The sequence below is a fragment of the Micrococcus sp. ACRRV genome, assembly GCF_022346985.1.
GTDB classification, from domain to species: domain Bacteria; phylum Actinomycetota; class Actinomycetes; order Actinomycetales; family Micrococcaceae; genus Micrococcus; species Micrococcus porci.
The window spans coordinates 19,586-38,160 of record NZ_JAKRNH010000006.1; the positions used below are offsets into that span (position 1 = coordinate 19,586).

At 73.4% G+C, this 18,575-nt stretch carries 16 protein-coding genes; 7 read left to right on the forward strand and 9 right to left on the reverse strand.

The window, feature by feature from the left end; genetic code table 11:
- Positions 1 to 28 precede the first annotated feature (28 nt).
- The 6 genes from MHY29_RS01475 to MHY29_RS01500 form a co-directional block, all read right to left on the reverse strand.
- Positions 29 to 556: a hypothetical protein gene (locus MHY29_RS01475; RefSeq protein ID WP_239238013.1), complete on the reverse strand. Its 528-nt coding sequence runs from the start codon at positions 554 to 556 to the stop codon at positions 29 to 31.
- Between the two features lie 46 nt (positions 557 to 602).
- On the reverse strand, positions 603 to 2,138 hold the full coding sequence (gene der, locus MHY29_RS01480; protein WP_239238014.1) for a ribosome biogenesis GTPase Der: 1,536 nt from the start codon (positions 2,136 to 2,138) through the stop codon (positions 603 to 605).
- Between the two features lie 18 nt (positions 2,139 to 2,156).
- Positions 2,157 to 2,885, reverse strand: coding sequence for a (d)CMP kinase (gene cmk, locus MHY29_RS01485; RefSeq protein WP_224354644.1), 729 nt, complete (start codon positions 2,883 to 2,885; stop codon positions 2,157 to 2,159).
- Positions 2,886 to 2,888: 3 nt separating this feature from the next.
- A complete protein-coding gene (locus MHY29_RS01490) occupies positions 2,889 to 4,019 on the reverse strand; it encodes a prephenate dehydrogenase (RefSeq protein ID WP_239238021.1) in 1,131 nt (376 codons plus the stop codon).
- Positions 4,019 to 4,978, reverse strand: a complete 960-nt coding sequence (locus MHY29_RS01495) for a pseudouridine synthase (protein ID WP_224354643.1) — start codon at positions 4,976 to 4,978, stop codon at positions 4,019 to 4,021. Before MHY29_RS01495 ends, MHY29_RS01490 begins: the two co-directional genes overlap by 1 nt.
- Before the next feature lie 253 nt (positions 4,979 to 5,231).
- Entirely contained in the window at positions 5,232 to 6,092 is an 861-nt protein-coding gene (locus MHY29_RS01500) for a ParA family protein (protein ID WP_224356805.1), read from the reverse strand.
- 233 nt (positions 6,093 to 6,325) lie between these two features.
- Between MHY29_RS01500 and MHY29_RS01505 the strand changes: the two genes are divergently transcribed.
- Positions 6,326 to 7,345: an SUMF1/EgtB/PvdO family nonheme iron enzyme gene (locus MHY29_RS01505; protein WP_239238015.1), complete on the forward strand. Its 1,020-nt coding sequence runs from the start codon at positions 6,326 to 6,328 to the stop codon at positions 7,343 to 7,345.
- A 79-nt stretch (positions 7,346 to 7,424) separates the two neighbouring features.
- Here the strand turns inward: MHY29_RS01505 and MHY29_RS01510 are convergent, their stop codons facing one another.
- The gene (locus MHY29_RS01510) at positions 7,425 to 8,789 is read right to left on the reverse strand and encodes a cation:dicarboxylate symporter family transporter (protein ID WP_224354641.1); all 1,365 of its coding nucleotides are present in this window, start codon (positions 8,787 to 8,789) and stop codon (positions 7,425 to 7,427) included.
- Between the two features lie 196 nt (positions 8,790 to 8,985).
- On the opposite strand from MHY29_RS01510, the gene MHY29_RS01515 reads away from it, so the two are divergent.
- Together MHY29_RS01515 and MHY29_RS01520 are read left to right on the forward strand one after the other, a co-directional pair.
- Positions 8,986 to 10,611 (forward strand): ATP-binding protein, encoded by a 1,626-nt coding sequence (locus MHY29_RS01515; RefSeq protein ID WP_224354640.1) that lies wholly within the window; start codon positions 8,986 to 8,988, stop codon positions 10,609 to 10,611.
- Positions 10,608 to 11,333: a response regulator gene (locus MHY29_RS01520; RefSeq protein WP_239238016.1), complete on the forward strand. Its 726-nt coding sequence runs from the start codon at positions 10,608 to 10,610 to the stop codon at positions 11,331 to 11,333. The genes MHY29_RS01515 and MHY29_RS01520 overlap by 4 nt, the downstream gene beginning before the upstream one ends.
- A gap of 48 nt (positions 11,334 to 11,381) precedes the next feature.
- Here MHY29_RS01520 and MHY29_RS01525 read toward each other — a convergent pair whose 3' ends face one another.
- On the reverse strand, positions 11,382 to 13,325 hold the full coding sequence (locus tag MHY29_RS01525) for an AMP-binding protein (RefSeq protein WP_239238017.1): 1,944 nt from the start codon (positions 13,323 to 13,325) through the stop codon (positions 11,382 to 11,384).
- A gap of 164 nt (positions 13,326 to 13,489) precedes the next feature.
- On the opposite strand from MHY29_RS01525, the gene MHY29_RS01530 reads away from it, so the two are divergent.
- From MHY29_RS01530 to MHY29_RS01545, 4 genes are read left to right on the forward strand one after another with little or no spacing between them, the layout of a single operon-like run.
- Positions 13,490 to 14,185, forward strand: coding sequence for a GntR family transcriptional regulator (locus MHY29_RS01530; RefSeq protein WP_239238018.1), 696 nt, complete (start codon positions 13,490 to 13,492; stop codon positions 14,183 to 14,185).
- Entirely contained in the window at positions 14,182 to 15,708 is a 1,527-nt protein-coding gene (locus tag MHY29_RS01535) for an MmgE/PrpD family protein (protein ID WP_239238019.1), read from the forward strand. Before MHY29_RS01530 ends, MHY29_RS01535 begins: the two co-directional genes overlap by 4 nt.
- Positions 15,708 to 16,646 (forward strand): methylisocitrate lyase, encoded by a 939-nt coding sequence (gene prpB / locus MHY29_RS01540; protein WP_224354635.1) that lies wholly within the window; start codon positions 15,708 to 15,710, stop codon positions 16,644 to 16,646. Before MHY29_RS01535 ends, prpB begins: the two co-directional genes overlap by 1 nt.
- A 13-nt stretch (positions 16,647 to 16,659) precedes the next feature.
- Complete coding sequence (locus tag MHY29_RS01545; protein WP_224354634.1) at positions 16,660 to 17,805, forward strand: bifunctional 2-methylcitrate synthase/citrate synthase; 1,146 nt, start codon at positions 16,660 to 16,662, stop codon at positions 17,803 to 17,805.
- A 127-nt stretch (positions 17,806 to 17,932) separates the two neighbouring features.
- Here the strand turns inward: MHY29_RS01545 and MHY29_RS01550 are convergent.
- Positions 17,933 to 18,575: tyrosine-type recombinase/integrase (locus MHY29_RS01550; protein WP_239238020.1), on the reverse strand; the 643-nt coding region annotated here is incomplete at its 5' end.

The window sequence follows — 18,575 nt, forward strand, 5'->3', positions numbered from 1 at the left end:
GGCACTTCCCGGGGCGAGTCCAGGCGGCTCAGAAGGTGAAGGTCTGGTCCCCCACCTTGAACTCCACACCGGCGGAGTCCGGGACCTGCCGGCGGACCGCGTCGGCGGCCTCGTCCAGGCGGGCCTGCAGCTCGGCGGGGTCCTTGGGGAGGGCGTCCTGCGCGTACTCCACGATCACCCGGCCGCCGTCCTCCACCTGCTGCACGGCCTCGGCGTCCGGCAGCCCGGACACGCCGTCGACCGCCTCCTGGGCACGCCGGGCGGCGTCCGCGCCCAGCGACCCGGCCGCCCCCGTGGCCTGGGCCACGGCGCTGGACACCGCCTCGGAGGCCTGACTCTGCATGGCCGCCGTGTCGGGGACCCGGTCCATGCGGTCCTTCAGGTCCGCGATCTCCGCCTCGGCGCTCGCGATCCGTTCGTCGGCGCTCGCCAGCGCGTCGGCGGTCTCCTGGTCCGGGCCGGCCGCGCAGCCGGTCAGGGCCAGGGTGGCACCGGCCAGGGTCAACAGGGCCGCGGCGGGGCGGGAGGCGCGCGAGGCGCGGGGCGTCGTCGTCATGAGGGCCAGGCTAGCGGGCCAGCCTGGGACGACCATGGGAGCCGCGTCAGCGCTTGCGGCCGCGCCGCTCGCGGATGCGCATGCCGATCTCGATGGGCGTCCCCTCGAAGCCGAACGTCTCCCGGAGGCGGCGCACGATGAACCGGCGGTAGCCGGGGTCGAGGAACCCGGTGGTGAACAGCACGAACGTCGGCGGCCGCGTGGACGCCTGCGTGGCGAACAGGATGCGCGGCTGCTTGCCGCCCCGCAGGGGGTGCGGGTGCGCCGCCACGAGCTCGCCCAGGAACGCGTTCAGCTTGCCCGTGGGGATGCGGCGGTCCCAGGACTCCAGCGCCGTGTCCAGCGCGGGCACCAGGCGGTCCTTGTGCCAGCCCGTGAGCGCGGAGATGTTCACCCGCGGCGCCCAGGCCACGTGGGCCAGGTCCCGTTCGATCTCCTTCTCCAGCTGGGGGCGGCGGTCCTCGTCCATCTGGTCCCACTTGTTGAAGGCCAGCACGAGGGCGCGCCCGGACTCCAGCGCCATCTGCACGATGCGCACGTCCTGCTCCGAGATCACGCTCGGGGCCTCCAGCAGCACCACGGCCACCTCCGCGCGGTCCAGGGCGGACGCCGTGCGCAGGGAGGCGTAGTAGTCGGCGCCGTGCGCCATGTGCTGGCGACGGCGGATGCCGGCGGTGTCCACGAAGCGCCACAGCCGCCCGCCGAGCTCCACGAGCTCGTCCACCGGGTCGCGGGTGGTGCCCGCGTAGTCGTCCACGACCACGCGGTCCGCGCCGGCGAGCTTGTTCAGCAGGGAGGACTTGCCGACGTTCGGGCGGCCCACGAGGGCGATCCGACGGGGGCCGCCGCGCGGGACGAGCCCGCCGTGCGCCGACTCCTCCGGCAGCTCCTCCAGGGCCGCGTCCAGCAGGTCCGCCACGCCGCGCCCGTGCACCGCGGAGACGGGCCAGGGGTAGCCGAAGCCGAGGGACCACAGGGAGGCGGCGTCGGCCTCCTGGACCATGTCGTCCACCTTGTTGGCGGCCACGATCACCGGGCGGTCCTTGCGGCGCAGCATGTTCACGACCGCCTCGTCCGTCGCGGTCATGCCCACGGTGGCGTCCACCACGAAGACGACGGCGTCGGCCACGTCCACGGCCAGCTCGGCCTGGTCGGCGACGCGCTTGTGGATGCCCTTGGCGTCGTGCTCCCAGCCGCCGGTGTCCACCACGGTGAACACGCGGCCGTTCCACTCGGCCTCGTAGGAGACGCGGTCGCGGGTCACGCCCGGCACGTCCTCGACGACGGCCTCGCGGCGGCCGATGATGCGGTTGACCAGGGTCGACTTGCCCACGTTGGGGCGTCCGACGATGGCGAGCACGGGCGGCACGGGCAGGTCGAGGTCGAACTCGTCGTCCCCGTCCCAGTCGGCGAGGAGGGCGGCGTCGTCCTCCTCCAACTCGTAGTCGCCGAGGCCGGCGCGCAGGGAGGCGGCGCGGGCGTCGGCCTCCTCGTCGGAGATGGCGGCCAGGCGCTCGGCCAGGTGGTCCTCACCGGCGGGCTGGTACTCCTCGCCCTCCGTCAGGGGGGTGTTCTCGGTCATCGGGGCGGTCCTTCCGGGTCAGCGGCCCGGGACGGCGTCCACGCCGGCCTGGTCCTGCACGGCGGCCAGCACGGCCGCGACGGTCTGCTCGAAGTCGAGCTCGGTGGAGTCCACGAGCGCCACGCCCTCGGCGGGGCGGTCGAACGTGGAGACGGCGGAGTCCCGGGCGTCGCGGCCGGAGACCTGGCGCTCGAGGGTGGCGGCGTCCCGCTCCCCCGCGCCGGCACGCTGCAGCTGGCCGGAACGGCGGGCCATGCGGGCCTCGGCGGAGGCGGTCAGCAGCACACGGGCGTGCGCATCCGGGGCCACCACGGTGGTGATGTCGCGTCCCTCGGCGACGATGCGTCCGGCCCCGGCGATGGCCGCGCGCTGGCGGCGCTGCAGCTCCTCGCGCACGGGGATCACCACGGCCACGGTGGAGACGACGTCGGTGACACGGTCCTCGCGGATGGCGTCCGTCACGTCCGTGCCGCCCACGACCACGGACTCGACGTCCGGGTCCGTGGACTGGCGCAGGTCCATGGCGCGGGCCGCGCCGGCGATCGCGTCGGGGTCGGCGAGGTCCACGCCGGAGTCCAGGACGTGCCAGGCCACCGCGCGGTACATGGCGCCCGTGTCCAGGTAGGCCGCGCCGAGGCGACGGGCCACCGCCTTCGACACGGAGGACTTGCCCGAGCCCGAGGGCCCGTCCACGGCCACCACCAGGGCGGGGCGCGCCGCGTCGTCGTGCTGGGTGTGCTCGGTCATGGCTCAGACCACCTTCCATCCGGCGTCGGTCAGCGCCGACACGAGTTCGTCCTTGCGTCCCGGCAGCACCGAGACGTCCACCATGCCGACCCGGTACCCGGAGGCGTGGTCGAGGCGGATGTCCTCCACGTTCACGCCCGCGCGCCCGATCTCCTCGAACAGCGCGGCGAGCTGGCCCGGCGTGTCGTCCACGATCACGGTGACCAGGGCGAACGCCTGCGGCGGGGCGCCGTGCTTGCCCGGGATCCGGGCGCGTCCGGCGTTGCCCTCCGCGATCAGCCGCGCGACGTCCAGCCGTGCGCCGGGCGCGGACGGCGCCTCGAGCGTGCCGATGAGCCTGTCCAGATCCTCTCGCAGCCCGTGCAGCGTGGGCACGATCTGCGGCGCGTTGCCGGCCAGGATCTGCACCCACAGGTGCGGGTCCGAGGCCGCGATGCGGGTGGTGTCCCGCAGCCCGTTGCCGGCCAGGGCCAGCGAGGGGTCCGGGGCGTCCTGGAGGCGGGAGGCCACCAGGGACGCGGCGATCTGCGGCAGGTGGGAGATCAGGGCCACGGACGCGTCGTGGTCCGCGGCGGACATGCGGTGCACCGTGGCCTGCAGGGTGCGGGCCAGGGCCTCCCCCGCCGCGAGCGCGGCCGGATCCGTCTCCGCGGCCGGGCAGAGCACCCAGGGGCTCGCCGTGAACAGCGTGCCGCGCGCGGCGACGGGACCGGAGCGCTCCGAGCCGGCCATGGGGTGGCCGGGCAGGTACCGGGCGACGTCGCCCGGGGCGATGTCCCCGCGCGTCGCGGCCTCGCGCACCTCGGCGAGGATCGCCCCCTTGATGGAGGCGATGTCCGTGACCACGGCGTGCGGCCAGCGGCGCAGCGAGTCCACCACGACGGCGGCCGTCACGTCCGGCGGCGCACCGACCACCACGAGGCCGGGGGCCAGCGCGGGGTCGTCGAGGTCCACGACGGCGCCGGCGCCGATGTCCCGGGCGACGGCCAGCGCCGTCGGCGAGGGGTCGTCCAGCAGGACGTCGGCGCCAGCGGCGCGCAGCCCCAGGCCGATCGAGGCGCCGAGCAGGCCGGTGCCACGGACCAGCACGGGGCCGGAGAGGCCGGCCGGGCCGGCGCCGCCCTCGGCCGGGATCACAGGTCCACCAGGGCCTTGAGGTGGCCCTGCTCCTGCGCCGTCATGGCACGCACGGAGCCCTGCTTCTGGTCGCCGAGGAGGATCGGGCCGACCTTGACGCGCACGAGGCGCTCGACGGGGTGGCCGATCTCCTGGAACATGCGGCGCACGATCCGGTTCTTGCCCGAGTGCAGCACGACCTCGACGAGCACGTGGCCCGGCGTCGAGTCCACGAGCTTGAAGGAGTCCACCTTCGCGAGGCCGTCCTCCAGCTCGACGCCCTCCCGCAGGCGGTTGGACACGCCCTTGGCCAGCGGGCCGCGGGTCTGCACCAGATAGGTCTTGGGCACCTCCCACGAGGGGTGGGTGAGGCGGTTGGCGAGCTCGCCGTCGTTGGTGAGGATCAGCAGGCCCTCGGTCTCGTTGTCGAGGCGGCCCACGTGGAAGAGGTTCTCCTGGCCCGGCTTCAGGTAAGTGGCGATCGAGGGGCGCCCCTCCGGGTCCAGCATCGTGGAGATCACGCCGCGGGGCTTGTTGAACACGAAGTACTGCTTGGTGACGTCGGTCTGCACCGAGATCCCGTCGACCTGGATGCGGGAGCGCACCGGGTCCACGCGGACGCCCGGCTCGGTGACGACGACGCCGTCCACCTCCACGCGGCCCTCGGCGATGAGGTCCTCGCAGACGCGGCGGGAGGCCACGCCGGCGGAGGCCAGCACCTTCTGCAGGCGCTCGCCGTCCTCCACGTGGATCTCCTCGAGGTGCTGGGCCTTGGCGCGGGCGGCCCCGGCGCCCTTGCCGCGCCTGGAGCGGACGCGGCGCTCGGCGGCGTCCTCGTCGAAGGCGGGCTCGTCCTTCGGACGGGCGGGGCCGCGGCGGGCGCCGAGGTTGCGCTGGAAGTCACGCTCCGAGAACGGGCCGCCGCGCTTGCCTGCGGCGGGGGTGCGTCCGGAGCCTCGCGGCTTGCGGGAGTTCATGGAGTCGGGGTCCTTCCGGGATCGGGGCCGCACGGAGCCGGAGGGCGCACGCGCGGAGAGGTCGGCGCCGTGTCCGTTGAGGAGGCGCCGTGGGGGTGTGGGGAGGGCCGGCGTCGGGTCGTTCCGACGGCGCCCATCCGGCCATTCTCGCAGAGATCGGGCCCGGATGCGCTGAGGCGCCCGTCACCCGGCTCCGCGCAGGCGTGCGGAGCGGGTGCCGGGCGCCTCGTGCGGGGCCGGCGTCAGCGGCGGATCACGGCGCTCCGCCGCGGCAGATCAGCTCGCGGGCCAGCTGGCGGTAGGCCTTGGCGCCGTCGTGGTTCTCGGCGAACACGGTGATCGGCGTCGCGGCGACGGTCGCGTCGGCGAACTTGATGGACCGTTTGATCACGGTCTCGAACACCCGGTCCCCGAAGCCGTCCACGAGCGAGCCCACGACCTCCTTGGAGTGGAGGGTGCGCTGGTCGAACATGGTGGCCAGCACGCCGTCGATCTCGAGGTCCGGGTTGAGCCGGTCCTGGACCTTCTCGATGGTCTCCACCAGCAGCGCCACCGCGCGCAGGGCGAAGAACTCGGCGGTGAGCGGGATGATGACGCCGTCCGAGGCGGTCAGCGCGTTGACGGTGAGCAGGCCCAGGGAGGGCTGGCAGTCGATGAGGACGACGTCGTAGTCGTCCTTGACCTGGCGCAGGGCCCGATCGAGGACCTGCTCGCGGGCGACCTCGTTGACCAGCTGCACCTCGGCGGCGGAGAGGTCGATGTTGGCGGGCAGCACGTCCATGTTCTCGAACGCGGTGGGGAGGATCGCGTCCCGGGCGGTGACCTTGCGCTCCATGAGCACGTTGTAGACGGTGACGTCCAGCTCGTACGGGTCCGCGCCGAGGCCCGCGGAGAGGGCGCCCTGGGGGTCGAAGTCCACCATGAGGACCTTGCGGCCGTAGCCCGCGAGCGCGGCCCCCAGGTTGATCGTGGAGGTCGTCTTCCCGACGCCGCCCTTCTGGTTCACCATCGAGATGATCCGCGCAGGTCCATGGCCGGCCAGCGGGGTCGGCTCGGGGAACTCGTGCTTGGGGCGCCCGGTGGGCCCCAGAACGGGCTCGCCGTGCACGGTCATGACGGGGATCGGTTCCTTGGGGGTCACGGCGGCGCCGGCTCCTTCCACGGTGGTCGTCTGGGCGCGTCGACGGCCCCACGCCGCGGGACCGCGGCCGGAGGTCGTCCTGCTGGGGACCCAGCCTAGTGGGTGGTCGGCGTCGGCGGCCCCGGGCGACGCCGCGGACGCCCCCCCTCCCACGGGCCGGCGCCGGGTCCCGGGCGTTGCTCGAGCACACCTCGTCGCCCGACTGCGTGCAGGGGGCCATCGACGACGACATGATGCTCACGGGCGCCGTCGACGAGTGGCGGTTCATCGTGCAGACCCTGGCCGACCGCCTCGACCAGGCCGCGCACGCCGCGGGCACCCCCGTGTCGACCGCCGCGGATGTCGACGCCGGCACCCCCGCCGGCACCGTGTCCTCCGACCACCAGGCCGGACCCGACATGGTGGTGATCCCCGCCGGCACCTGCACCGCCGGCTCGACCGACGCCGAGCACGAGGCCTGGGGCGTGCCGGAGAATCGCCGGGACTTCGAGCTGCCCCAGCGCGAGGTGACCATTGCCGAGCCCTTCGCCCTGGGTCGCACCGAGGTCACCGTGGAGCAGTTCCAGGCGTTCGTGGACGACACCGGATACCAGGTGTGCGGCGGGTCCCGTTGGTGGGACCCGGAGGATCCCAGCGCCATGACGTTCAACCCGGAGCTGTCCTACCTGGACCCCGGCTTCGAGCAGACCCCCGACTCCCCGTCCGTCGCCCTGACCCGCCAGGACGCCCAGGCCTACGTCGACTGGCTCTCCGAGACCACCGGGGAGTCCGACCGGCTGCCCACGGAGGACGAGTGGGAGTGGGCCGCCCGCGGCGGGGCCGACACCGCCTTCTTCTGGGGCGACACCCTCGACGAGGCGGCCCGCTACGCCAACACCTACGACACCGTCTCCCAGGCGGTCAACGGGTTCCCCTGGGAGAGCCTGTCCGTGACGGACCGCTTCGCGCACACCGCCCCGGTCGGATCGTTCGAGGCCGACGGCTTCGGGCTGTACGACGTCACGGGCAACGCCCGCGCGTTCATGGCGGACGACTGGATCGAGGACCTCTCCGGCACGGCGGGCGACGGCTCCGTGCACGACGGCCCCGTACCCTTCCCGGTGGTCCGGGGCGGCGCTTGGAACTACCAGCCGCAGAACCTGCGCCTGGACTACCGCGGCGCCTACCTCTCCGCCGAGGTGGCCACCACCATGTTCGGCTTCCGCGTGGTCCGCGACCTGGGCTGAGCCGGGAGGCACAGACGCCGCCGACCCGGCACCAGGAGCGATCCTGATGCCGGGCCGGCGGCGTCGTCGACCGGTCGGGTCAGTACGTGGAGGCGGCGTGGCTGCCGCCGGTCTGCTCGACCATCGAGGGGTGCGCCTTGGCGTCCTCCAAGACGGCGTCGCCGTGGCCGGCGACCATGGCCTCGTCGAACTTCAGCTCGCCGCCGAGCACGCGGCGGGCGCGGTCCCCGTCGAGCTCGCCGACCCACTGGCCGATGAGCAGGGTGGCGACGGCGTTGCCGGTGAAGTTGGTGAGCGCGCGGGCCTCCGACATGAACTTGTCGATGCCCACGATCACGCCCATGCCGCCCAGCAGCTCCGGACGGTGCGCCTGCAGGCCGGCCGCCAAGGTGGCCAGGCCCGCGCCGGTGACGCCGGCGGCGCCCTTGGAGGCGATGATCATGAAGAGGAGCAGGCCGACCTGCTCGCCGAGGTTCATCTCCATGCCCATGGCGTTGGAGACGAACAGGGCGGCCATCGTGAGGTAGATGGCGGTGCCGTCCAGGTTGAAGGAATAGCCGGTGGGCACGGTCACCCCGACCACGGACTTGTCCACGCCGGCGTGCTCCATCTTGGCGATGAGGCGGGGCAGGGCGGACTCGGAGGAGCTGGTGGCGAAGATCAGCAGGTACTCGCGGCCCAGGTACTTGAGCAGGGAGAAGATGTTCAGCCCGGTGACGACCTTGAGGATCGTGCCGAGCACGAGGGTGATGAACAGGATGCAGGTCAGGTAGAAGGCGCCCATCAGGAGGAGCATCGCGCCGATGGCGGACCAGCCGGTGGAGCCGACGACGGCGGCGATCGCGCCGAACGCGCCCAGCGGGGCGACCCACATGATCATCATGAGGATGCGGAAGACGACGCCCTGGATCAGGGTCAGGCCGCGCAGCAGCGGGGCGCCGGCGGGGCCCATCTGCTGGAGCGCGAAGCCCACGAGCAGGGCGACGAACAGCACGGGCAGCACGGGCATGGAGCCCGGGATGATGTCCAGGAGGAACTGGACCGTGGAGTCCAGGGGGGCCTTCGGCTTGTTCGGGTCGTAGGGGGTGAGCTTGAGGCCCTCGCCCGGGTGCACGAAGTTGCCGACCACGAGGCCGATGGCCAGCGCGAACGTGGACATCGTGATGAAGTACAGCAGCGCCAGGCCGCCGACCTTGCCGACCGTGGCGGCCTTCGCGATGGACCCGATGCCCAGCACGATCGTGCAGAAGATGACCGGGCCGATCATCATCTTGATGAGGGAGACGAAGCCGTCGCCCAGGGGCTTGAGGGACTTGCCGAACTCCGGGAACAGCAGGCCCACGGCGGCGCCCAGGATCACCGAGGCGATCACGCTGATGTAGAGCCAGTGGGTCCGGTCCTTCTTCTTGACCGGGACCGCCTCGGCGGGGGATGCGTGCGTCATGGCACCGCCTTTCTTCGCAAGACCCGCCTGCGGACGGCGGGGACGGCTCCACCGTCCCCCGGCGGGGTGGCCCGCGTCACCCTTGCGGTCATAGTGGTCACACCCCGCCCTCCCGGGAGACGATCGGGGGGAGGACGACGCCGAGTCCTTCAGCGCCGAGCGGCGCAGAGCAGCGCAGAGCAAAAGAGGAGCAGCCGTGCGCCACCCCTGGTCCATCGCCCGCCGCGTGGCGGCCAGCCTCGTGCTGCTGCTGTCCGTGATCGCGGTGTTCAGCGGCTGGGCCGGCTGGCGGCAGGCCCGGGATGCCACCTTCGTGGTGGAGGAGCGGCACGTGCTCGGCGTCGCTCGCCTGGCCGCCCGGGAGGAGGTCGTCGTGGACGCCCTCGGCTCCCCTGCCGGGGCCGCGGCGCTGCAGGCGCGCATCCCCTCGGTGGTGGACGACGCGGGGGTCTCCTGGCTGACTCTGCTCGACGCGCGAGGCACGCGGGTGGCGAGCTGGCGTCCGGAGCAGGTCGGCACGGCCTATCCGGCCCCCGTGGACCGGGCGCTCGCCGGGGAGTCCTGGACGGAGGTCTCGGCGACGGGTCCGGCCGGCATCTCGGTGCGGGCGCTCGTGCCCGTCCGCGACGCCGAGGGCGCCGTCGTCGGGGTCCTCACCATGGGGGTGCGGGTCTCCGAGCTGGAGGTCGCCGCGTCCGCCCAGCTGCCGCGCCTTGCGGTGACGTTCGCGCTCACCCTCGCCGCGGGCCTCGGCGCGGCCCTCCTCGTGGCGCGCTACCTGCACCGCGTCACCCTGGGACGGGGTCCCGAGGACCTGGCCGAGTCGTTCCTGCTCTCCGCCGCCGCGATGGACTCGCTGGAGGCCTCGCTCGTGGTGCTCGCGCCGGACGGGAGCATCCGCCAGCACAACGCCGCCGCCGTGCACGCGCTGGGGCTGCCGGCCCGCACGGAGGACGGCACGGTCCCTGCGGCCGCCCGCCTCCCCGAAGAGCTGGCCCGGGCACTCGAGGAGCACGCCGACGCGGACTTCCCGGCGCGCGTCGGCGACCGCCTGTTCGTGGTCCGGCAGCGCGTGCTGGGCGCGGCCCGCCCGCGGCGGGGCGGGGCCGTGGACGACGCCGCCCGCGAGGGGATCTCCCCCGCCCCCGCCGGCACCCGGGTCCTGATGCTGCACGACCGCACGGACCTGCAGCGGCTCACCGACGACCTCGCCCTGTCCCGGACGCTCACCGCCGCGCTGCGCTCGCAGACGCACGAGCACGCCAACCAGCTGCACACCGCGCTGGCGCTGCTGGACTCCGGGCGCACGGACGCCGCCCGCGACGTGCTCACCCGGCACCGCCGCCCCGACCAGGACGCCGAGGACGTCGTCTCCGCCCTGCTGGAGGCCAAGGCCGCGCAGGCCGCGGAGCGCGGCGTGGAGCTGACCTACGCCGTGCGCCTGTCGGCGCCCGCACCCCTGGCCGCACTCGACCTCGTCTCGGTGGTGGGCAACCTGGTGGACAACGCCCTCGACGCCGCCGCGGACGCCGCCGAGCCGGCCGGCCGCTGGGTGGACGCGGACGTCACGTGCGACGCCGACGGCCTCCTCGTACAGGTGGCTGACGGCGGGCCCGGCCTCGATCCGGACGGGGACCGCGTGTTCGAGCCGGGGTGGAGCACCAAGCCGGCCGGGATCGCGGGCCGCGGCATGGGCCTGGCCCTGGTGCGCAGCATCGCGTCCCAGGCGGGCGGCGTCGTCGAGGTGGCGACGGACTCCGGCACGGTGTTCACGGTGGAGGTCCCGCCCGCGGGGCCCGAGCAGGACGGGGAGGCGGCATGAGCGCGGAACGGCCCTACCGGGTGCTGATCGTCGAGGACGAGGAGCTCACCGCACAGACGTGCGCGGACCACGTGACCCGCCTGCCCGGGTTCACGGTGGTAGGTGCAGTGGGCACGGTGGACGCGGCGCGGCGTCTCGTGGCCGCGGCGCTCGACCGCGACGGCCGCTTCCCCTTCGAGGTGCTCCTGCTGGACATGAACCTGCCGGACGGCCACGGCCTGGACCTGCTGCAGCAGCTGCGCGCGGCGGGCTTCCAGGGCGGGGTCCTCGCCCTCACCGCCGCCACGGAGCTCTCCGTGGTGCGGCGGGCGATCGCCCTCGGCGTCGTCCAGTACCTGGTCAAGCCGTTCGGGTTCGAGGCGTTCGCCCAGCGGATGACGGGGTTCCGCAGCGCGGCCGCGCTGCTCGCGGGGCCGGGGCGGCTGTCCGGCCAGGAGCACGTGGACGACGTGTTCCGCGCCGGTCAGCGACGGGGCGTGGAGGAACTCCCCAAGGGCCTCTCGGCGGGCACCCTCCAGGCGGTCCTCGACCTGGTGCACGACGCCGACGGCGGCCGCAGCGCCTCCGAGGCCGCCGCCGGGCTGGGCCTGTCCCGCGTCACGGCGCGGCGCTACCTGGAGCACCTCGAGCGGATCGGTCGGGTGCGCCGTCGCGCACGGCACGGGGGCCGCGGGCGCCCCGAACAGGAGTACGTCTGGGCACCGGGGGCCCCTCCCGCATGAGCGGGCCCCGCCCGTGGAACGGGCGGGGCCCGCTCATGCGGAAGGTGCTCAGCCGGCGGGCCGCAGGACGGCCGCGAGGTCCTCGAGCACCGAGGCGTCCTCGATGGTCGAGGGCACGGCGACCTGCTCGCCGTCGGCCAACTGGCGCATGGTCTTGCGCAGGATCTTGCCGGACCGGGTCTTGGGCAGCGCCTCGACCACGGCCACGTCGCGGAAGTCGGCGACGGGGCCGACCTCGCGGCGCACCGTCTGCACGAGCTCCGCGAGCAGTGCCTCCTCGGCCTCGCCGCCCGGCTCGGGGCGCTCCACGCCGGCCCTGAGCACCACGTAGCCCGAGGGCCGCTGGCCCTTGAGGGTGTCCGCGACGCCGATGACGGCGCACTCGGCGACCGCCGGATGGGAGGCCAGCGCGGCCTCGAGCACGCCGGTGGAGAGGCGGTGGCCGGAGACGTTGATGACGTCGTCGGTGCGCCCGAGGACGAACACATAGCCGTCCTCGTCGACGATGCCGGAGTCGCCCGTGGCGTAGTGGCCGGGGAAGGCGGTCAGGTACGAGTCGACGTAGCGCTGGTCCGCCTTCCAGAGGGTGGGGAGGGTGCCGGGCGGCAGCGGGAGGCGGATCGCGATGTTGCCCTCCTCCCCCGGGGCCACGGGCGTGCCGAGGCCGTCGACCACCACGACGTCGAAGCCCGGGCTGGGCACCGACGACGAGCCGGTCTTCACGGGCAGCTCCTCCAGGCCCACGGGGTTGGCGGCGATCGCCCAGCCGGTCTCGGTCTGCCACCAGTGGTCGATCACCGGCATGCCCAGGACGCCCTCGATCCACTTCTGGGTCTCCGGGTCCAGGCGCTCGCCGGCGGCGAAGAAGTGGCGGAGGCTGGAGACGTCGTACTCGGCCAGCAGCGCGGCCTCCGGGTCGGCCTTGCGGACGGCGCGCAGCGCGGTGGGAGCGGTGAAGAAGGAGCGCACGCCGTGGTCCTGGATCAGACGCCAGAACGCACCGGCGTCGGGGGTGCCCACGGGCTTGCCCTCGTAGAGGACGGTGGTGGCGCCGGCCAGCAGGGGCCCGTAGACGATGTAGGAGTGGCCCACCACCCAGCCCACGTCGGAGGCGGTGCACATGACCTGGCCGGGACCGACGTCGTAGATGTTCTCCATGGTCCAGCGCAGGGCCACGGCGTGGCCGCCGTGGTCGCGGACCACGCCCTTGGGCCGGCCGGTGGTGCCGGAGGTGTAGAGGATGTACAGCGGGTCGGTGGCGGCGACGTCCACGCAGCCGGCGGGGGCGGCGTCGGCGACGGCCTCGGCCCAGTCCTCCCACTCCGCCCCGCCGCGGTCGGCGACGTCCTTGCGGGCGGTGGCGAACCCGTCGCGGTGGTGGACGAGGACGGTGCGCACGGGGTGCTCGGCGATTTCGAGGGCCTCGGCCACGGCCGGCAGGTACTCGACGCGGCGTTTGGGCTCGATGCCGCCGGTGCAGGTGAGCACCACGTCCGGGGTGGCGTCGTCGATGCGGGCCGCGAGCTCGCGCGGCGCGAAGCCGCCGAACACCACGGAGTGCACCGCGCCCAGGCGGGCGCAGGCCAGCATGGCGATCGGGGCCTGCGGGATCATCGGCAGGTACACCAGCACGCGGTCCCCCTTCCCGACGCCGCGTTCCGCGAGCGCGCCCGCCAGGCGGGCGACCTCGGCGGTGAGCTCCGCGTAGGTGAAGCGGGTGACCTCGCCCGTCATGGCGGAGTCGTGGACGAGCGCGAGCTCCTCCCCGCGGCCGGCGGCCACGTGCCGGTCGAGGCAGTTGTGGGCCGTGTTCAGGACGCCGTCCGGGAACCAGCGGTACAGGGGCGCGGCGGAGTCGTCGAGCGCCCGGGTGGGCGGGACGGTCCAGTCGATCGCCTCGGCGGCGGCGAGCCAGAACGACTCCCGGTCCTCGAGGGAGCGGCGGTGGACGTCGGCGTAGGAGCGGGGGGCTGCGGTGGTGTCGGTCGCCATGGCTCGAGGATAGTGGCGCGGATCACGTGGCACAAGAGATGTGCATACATAAGGGGCCGCCGCCGGGAGTCGCCCGCACACGCACGTCGGATTCTCACCCCTTGAGAGGCGGTTTTTCCGTGCCCCCGTTCACACCGGCCGGGGTTTCTGTATACAGTGGCGCCATGCGAGTCAGTGACCGGGCCTATGCCGCCCTGCGCGGGGAGATCCTCGACTGGACCCTGCCCCCGGGCACGGTGCTGGGCGAGGTCGAGCTCGCGGAGCGCCTCGGGATCTCCCGCACCCCGGTGCGAGAGGCCCTGGCCCGCCTCGTGGCCGATGGACTCGCCGCCCAGGCGCCGGGCCGGGGAGTCGTCGTCGCCGACGTCAGCCTCGAGGAGGCGGAGCAGCTGTTCGAGCTGCGCATCGCCCTGGAATCGCTGCTGGCCCGGCGGGCCGCCGAGCGGGCCGACGCCGACCAGGCGGCCGCCATGGGCGCCCTCGCCGACCGGTTCCTCGCGGCGGTCCCGCGCCTGGAGGCCGGTGACGAGCCGGCCGGCTACTACACGCTGACCGACGAGCTCGACGCCGGCCTCGACGCCGCGGCGGGCAACCCCTACCTGGTCTCCACGCTGCGCACGCTGCGCCTGCACCTGGCCCGCCTGCGGCGCCTGGCCGCGCACGACCCGGCCCGCCTGGCGTCGTCGGCGGCGGAGCACGCGGACATCGCCGCGGCCGTGGCCGCCGGCGCCGCCGACCTCGCCGAGGCCACCACCCGCGTGCACCTGCACCACGCGGCCACCCATCTCACCCGGCGCGCCCGCGCCGCGGAGTCGACCACCCTGCTGACCCCCACCCCCTTCGAAGGAGCACATCAGTGAAGAAGCACGACGTCCGCGTCCATCCCTCCGCCGACAACCTCGCCCGCGAGGACCAGCTCGCCCACAAGCTCGCCGAGGTCGCCGTCGACCCGGTCGAGGTGCTCCCCGAGGTCGAGGAGATGATCATCAACCGCATCATCGACAACGCCTCCGTCGCCGTCGCCTCCCTGAAGCGCGGCCCTATCGTGGCCGCCCGCGCCCAGGCCCTGTCCCACCCGGTCTCCACGGGCGGCGCCGGCGCCACCGTCTTCGGCGTGGACCAGAAGGTCTCCCCCGAGTGGGCCGCCTGGGCCAACGGCGTGGCCGTCCGCGAGCTCGACTACCACGACACCTTCCTGGCGGAGGAGTACTCCCACCCGGGCGACAACATCCCGCCGATCCTCGCCGTCGCCCAGCACGCCGGCCGCTCCGGCGCCGACCTGATCCGCGGCATCGCCACCGGCTACGAGGTCCAGGTGGACCTCGTGAAGTCCATCTGCCTGCACAAGCACAAGATCGACCACGTCGCCCACATCGGCCCGTCCGCGTCCGCCGGCATCGGCACCCTCCTCGGCCTCGACGCCGAGACCGTCTTCCAGGCCATCGGCCAGGGCCTGCACACCACCACGGCGACCCGCCAGTCCCGCAAGGGTGAGATCTCCACCTGGAAGGCGCACGCCCCGGCGTTCGCCGGCAAGATGGCCGTCGAGGCCGCCGACCGCGCCATGCGCGGCCAGACCTCCCCCGTGCCGATCTACGAGGGCGAGGACGGCGTGATCGCCTGGATGCTCGACGGCAAGGACGCCCACTACGAGGTACCGCTGCCGGAGCAGGGCGAGCCCAAGCGCGGCATCCTGGACACCTACACCAAGGAGCACTCTGCCGAGTACCAGGCCCAGGCCTGGATCGACCTCGCCCGCAAGCTGCACTCCGAGCACCCGGAGGCCATGGACCCGGAGAACGTCGAGTCCGTGCTCATCAAGACCTCCCACCACACCCACTACGTGATCGGCTCCGGAGCCAACGACCCGCAGAAGTACGACCCCACGGCCTCCCGCGAGACCCTCGACCACTCGGTCCCTTACATCTTCACCGTCGCCCTGCAGGACGGCGCGTGGCACCACGTGGACTCCTACGCCCCCGAGCGCGCCGCCCGCCCGGACACCGTGGCCCTGTGGCACAAGGTCACCACCGTCGAGGACCCCGAGTGGACCCGCCGCTACCACTCCAACGACCTCTCCGAGAAGGCCTTCGGCGGCGCCGTGGAGATCACCCTCACGGACGGCACGGTCATCACCGACCAGATCGCCGTCGCCGACGCCCACCCGCTGGGCGCCCGCCCGTTCGCCCGCGAGCAGTACATCCAGAAGTTCCGCACCCTGGCGGAGGGTGTCGTGACCCCCGAGGAGCAGGACCGCTTCCTGGACGCCGTGCAGCGCCTGTCCGAGCTGCAGGCCGGCGAGCTCGACCAGCTCAACGTCCTGGCCGACCCGGCGTTCCTGTCCGAGGCCGACCTCGCCGCCGCCCCGAAGGGGCTGTTCTGATGCTGTACTCGAAGAAGACCGCCGCCCAGAAGCGCATCGACCTGCGCGAGACCCTCAAGCAGGGCGGCGCCCAGCAGTTCCCGGGCGCGTTCACCCCGCTCACGGCCAAGCTGATCCAGGAGAAGGGCTTCCCCGGGGTGTACATCTCCGGCGGCGTCCTCGCCAACGAGCTCGGCCTGCCCGACGTCGGCCTCACCACCCTGACCGAGGTGGCCGTGCGCGGGGGACAGATCGCCCGCCTCACGGACCTGCCCTGCCTGATCGACGCCGACACCGGCTTCGGCGAGCCGATGAACGTGGCCCGCACGGTCCAGGAGTTCGAGGACGCCGGCCTGGCCGGCTGCCACATCGAGGACCAGTTCAACCCCAAGCGCTGCGGCCACCTCGACGGCAAGAACATGGTGGACCTGGACACGGCGGTCAAGCGCATCGCCGCCGCCGTCGACGCCCGCCGGGACCCGAACTTCCTCATCATGGCGCGCACCGACCTGCGTGCCGTGGAGGGCCTGGACGCCGCGATCGCCCGCATGAAGGCGCTCGTGGAGGCCGGTGCGGACGCGATCTTCCCCGAGGCCCTCAAGGACATCGGCGAGTTCGAGACCGTGTGTCGCGAGCTCGCCCCGCTGGGCGTGCCCGTGCTGGCCAACATGACCGAGTTCGGCAAGTCCGAGCTGTTCACCCGGCAGCAGCTGGCCGACGCCGGCGTCGCCATGGTGATCTACCCGGTGACCCTGCTCCGCTCGGCCATGGGCGCTGCGGAGCGTGTGCTGGACGCCATCCGCGAGGAGGGCACCCAGCAGTCCCAGGTGGACCAGATGCTCACCCGGGCCCGCCTGTACGAGCTCGTGGACTACGAGGGCTACAACGCGTTCGACACCGGCATCTTCAACTTCGACGTCCCCACGCTGGACATCGACTCGAACAACGCCAACCTCTGAGAGGACCCCCATCATGACCGAGACCGAGATCAAGAAGGGCCTGGCCGGCGTCGTCGTGGACACCACGGCGGTGTCCAAGGTCAACCCGGAGACCAACTCCCTGCTCTACCGCGGCTACCCGGTGCAGGACCTCGCGGCGCAGCTGCCCTTCGAGGCCGTGGCGCTGCTGCTCTGGAACGGCGAGCTGCCGACCGACGCGGAGCTGGAGGAGTTCCAGCGGTTCGAGCGCGCCCACCGCGCGCTGGACCCCGAGGTGAAGGCCGCCGTGGACCTGCTGCCGACCGACTGCCACCCGATGGACGTGGGGCGCACCGCGGTGTCCGTGCTGGGCGCCAACCATCCGAAGGCGGAGGACTCCTCCCCCGAGGCCGAGCTGGAGAAGGCGAAGGCGCTGTTCGCCGCGTTCCCCGCCGTCGTCGCCTATGATCAGCGCCGCCGCCGCGGCCAGGAGGTCGTGGAGCCGCGCGCGGACCTGGACTACGCGCAGAACTTCCTCTGGATGTCCTTCGGCGAGGAGGCCGCCCCCGAGGTCGTCGATGCGTTCCGCGTCTCGATGGTCCTGTACGCGGAGCACTCCTTCAACGCCTCCACGTTCACGGCGCGCGTCATCACCTCGACGCTCTCCGACCTGCACTCGGCCGTCACCGGCGCGATCGGCGCCCTCAAGGGCCCGCTGCACGGCGGCGCCAACGAGGCTGTCATGCACACCTTCGACGAGATCGGCATCCGCAAGGAGGAGTCCCGCGAGGATGCCGCCGCCCGAGCGAAGGCCTGGATGGAGGACGCCCTGGCCCAGAAGAAGAAGGTCATGGGCTTCGGTCACCGCGTCTACAAGAACGGCGACTCCCGTGTGCCCACCATGAAGGCCGCGCTGGACCGCATGATCGAGCACTACGGCCGCGAGGAGATGCTCGGCCTGTACGACGGGCTCGAGCAGGCCATGGACGAGGCCAAGCAGATCAAGCCGAACCTCGACTACCCGGCCGGCCCGACCTACCACCTCATGGGCTTCGACACCGAGATGTTCACGCCGATCTTCATCGCCGCGCGCATCACCGGCTGGACCGCCCACATCATGGAGCAGCGCGCCGCGAACGCCCTGATCCGCCCGCTCTCGGCCTACAACGGCCCCGAGCAGCGCGAGCTGCCCGGAAAGTGAACACGGCGCAGCGCGAGCTGCCGGCCCGGGGCTGAGCGGTTCCGTCTCCGCGCGGGGGCGGCGCCTTCCGGGATCCCACCAGGGGTCCGCGGGAGGCGCCGCCCCCGCGGCGTCCACGGGTGGCGGGTCAGGTGGTCCAGCGGGCCCGCGGGTGGGCGGACGCGTAGACCTCGCGCAGCGCCTCGGCCGTGACCCTGGTGTAGACCTGGGTGGTGGTCACGGACGCGTGGCCCAGCAGCTCCTGCACGACGCGCACGTCGGCCCCGCCCTGCATCAGGTGCGTGGCGAAGGAGTGCCGCAGGGTGTGCGGGGAGACGTCCTGGGCGACGCCAGCCCGCTCGGCGGCCGCCTTGAGGATCGACCACGCCGACTGCCGGGAGAGGCGCCCGCCGCGGAGATTCAGGAACAGCGCCGGCACCGGGCGCGTCGCCGCTGCCGCGAGGGCGGGTCGGCCGCGCACGAGCCACGCCGCGAGGGCGTCGGCGGCGTGCGAACCCACGGGAACCAGCCGCTCCTTGGAGCCCTTGCCGAAGAGGCGCACCACGGGCAGCCGATCGTCGTCGCCCCGGCCGGCGCCCCGGTCCCCCGCCACGCCGACGACGTCGTCGACGTCCAGTCCCACGGCCTCAGAGACGCGGGCCCCGGTGCCGTAGAGGAACTCGAGCAGGGCGCGGTCCCGCAGGTCGGCGGGCTCCGCGGTGGGGACCGCCTCGAGGATCCGGGTCACCGTCTCCACGGGCAGCGCCTTCGGGAGCCGCTCGGGTGGGCGG

What these genes read in the sequence shown, in the direction of transcription:
- MHY29_RS01475 (WP_239238013.1), bottom strand. Translation starts at nt 556, where the DNA reads ATGACGACGACGCCCCGCGCCTCGCGCGCCTCCCGCCCCGCCGCGGCC.
- der (WP_239238014.1), bottom strand. Translation starts at nt 2,138, where the DNA reads ATGACCGAGAACACCCCCCTGACGGAGGGCGAGGAGTACCAGCCCGCC.
- cmk (WP_224354644.1), bottom strand. Translation starts at nt 2,885, where the DNA reads ATGACCGAGCACACCCAGCACGACGACGCGGCGCGCCCCGCCCTGGTG.
- MHY29_RS01495 (WP_224354643.1), bottom strand. Translation starts at nt 4,978, where the DNA reads ATGAACTCCCGCAAGCCGCGAGGCTCCGGACGCACCCCCGCCGCAGGC.
- MHY29_RS01500 (WP_224356805.1), bottom strand. Translation starts at nt 6,092, where the DNA reads ATGACCGTGCACGGCGAGCCCGTTCTGGGGCCCACCGGGCGCCCCAAG.
- MHY29_RS01510 (WP_224354641.1), bottom strand. Translation starts at nt 8,789, where the DNA reads ATGACGCACGCATCCCCCGCCGAGGCGGTCCCGGTCAAGAAGAAGGAC.
- MHY29_RS01520 (WP_239238016.1), top strand. Translation starts at nt 10,608, where the DNA reads ATGAGCGCGGAACGGCCCTACCGGGTGCTGATCGTCGAGGACGAGGAG.
- MHY29_RS01525 (WP_239238017.1), bottom strand. Translation starts at nt 13,325, where the DNA reads ATGGCGACCGACACCACCGCAGCCCCCCGCTCCTACGCCGACGTCCAC.
- MHY29_RS01530 (WP_239238018.1), top strand. Translation starts at nt 13,490, where the DNA reads ATGCGAGTCAGTGACCGGGCCTATGCCGCCCTGCGCGGGGAGATCCTC.
- prpB (WP_224354635.1), top strand. Translation starts at nt 15,708, where the DNA reads ATGCTGTACTCGAAGAAGACCGCCGCCCAGAAGCGCATCGACCTGCGC.
- MHY29_RS01545 (WP_224354634.1), top strand. Translation starts at nt 16,660, where the DNA reads ATGACCGAGACCGAGATCAAGAAGGGCCTGGCCGGCGTCGTCGTGGAC.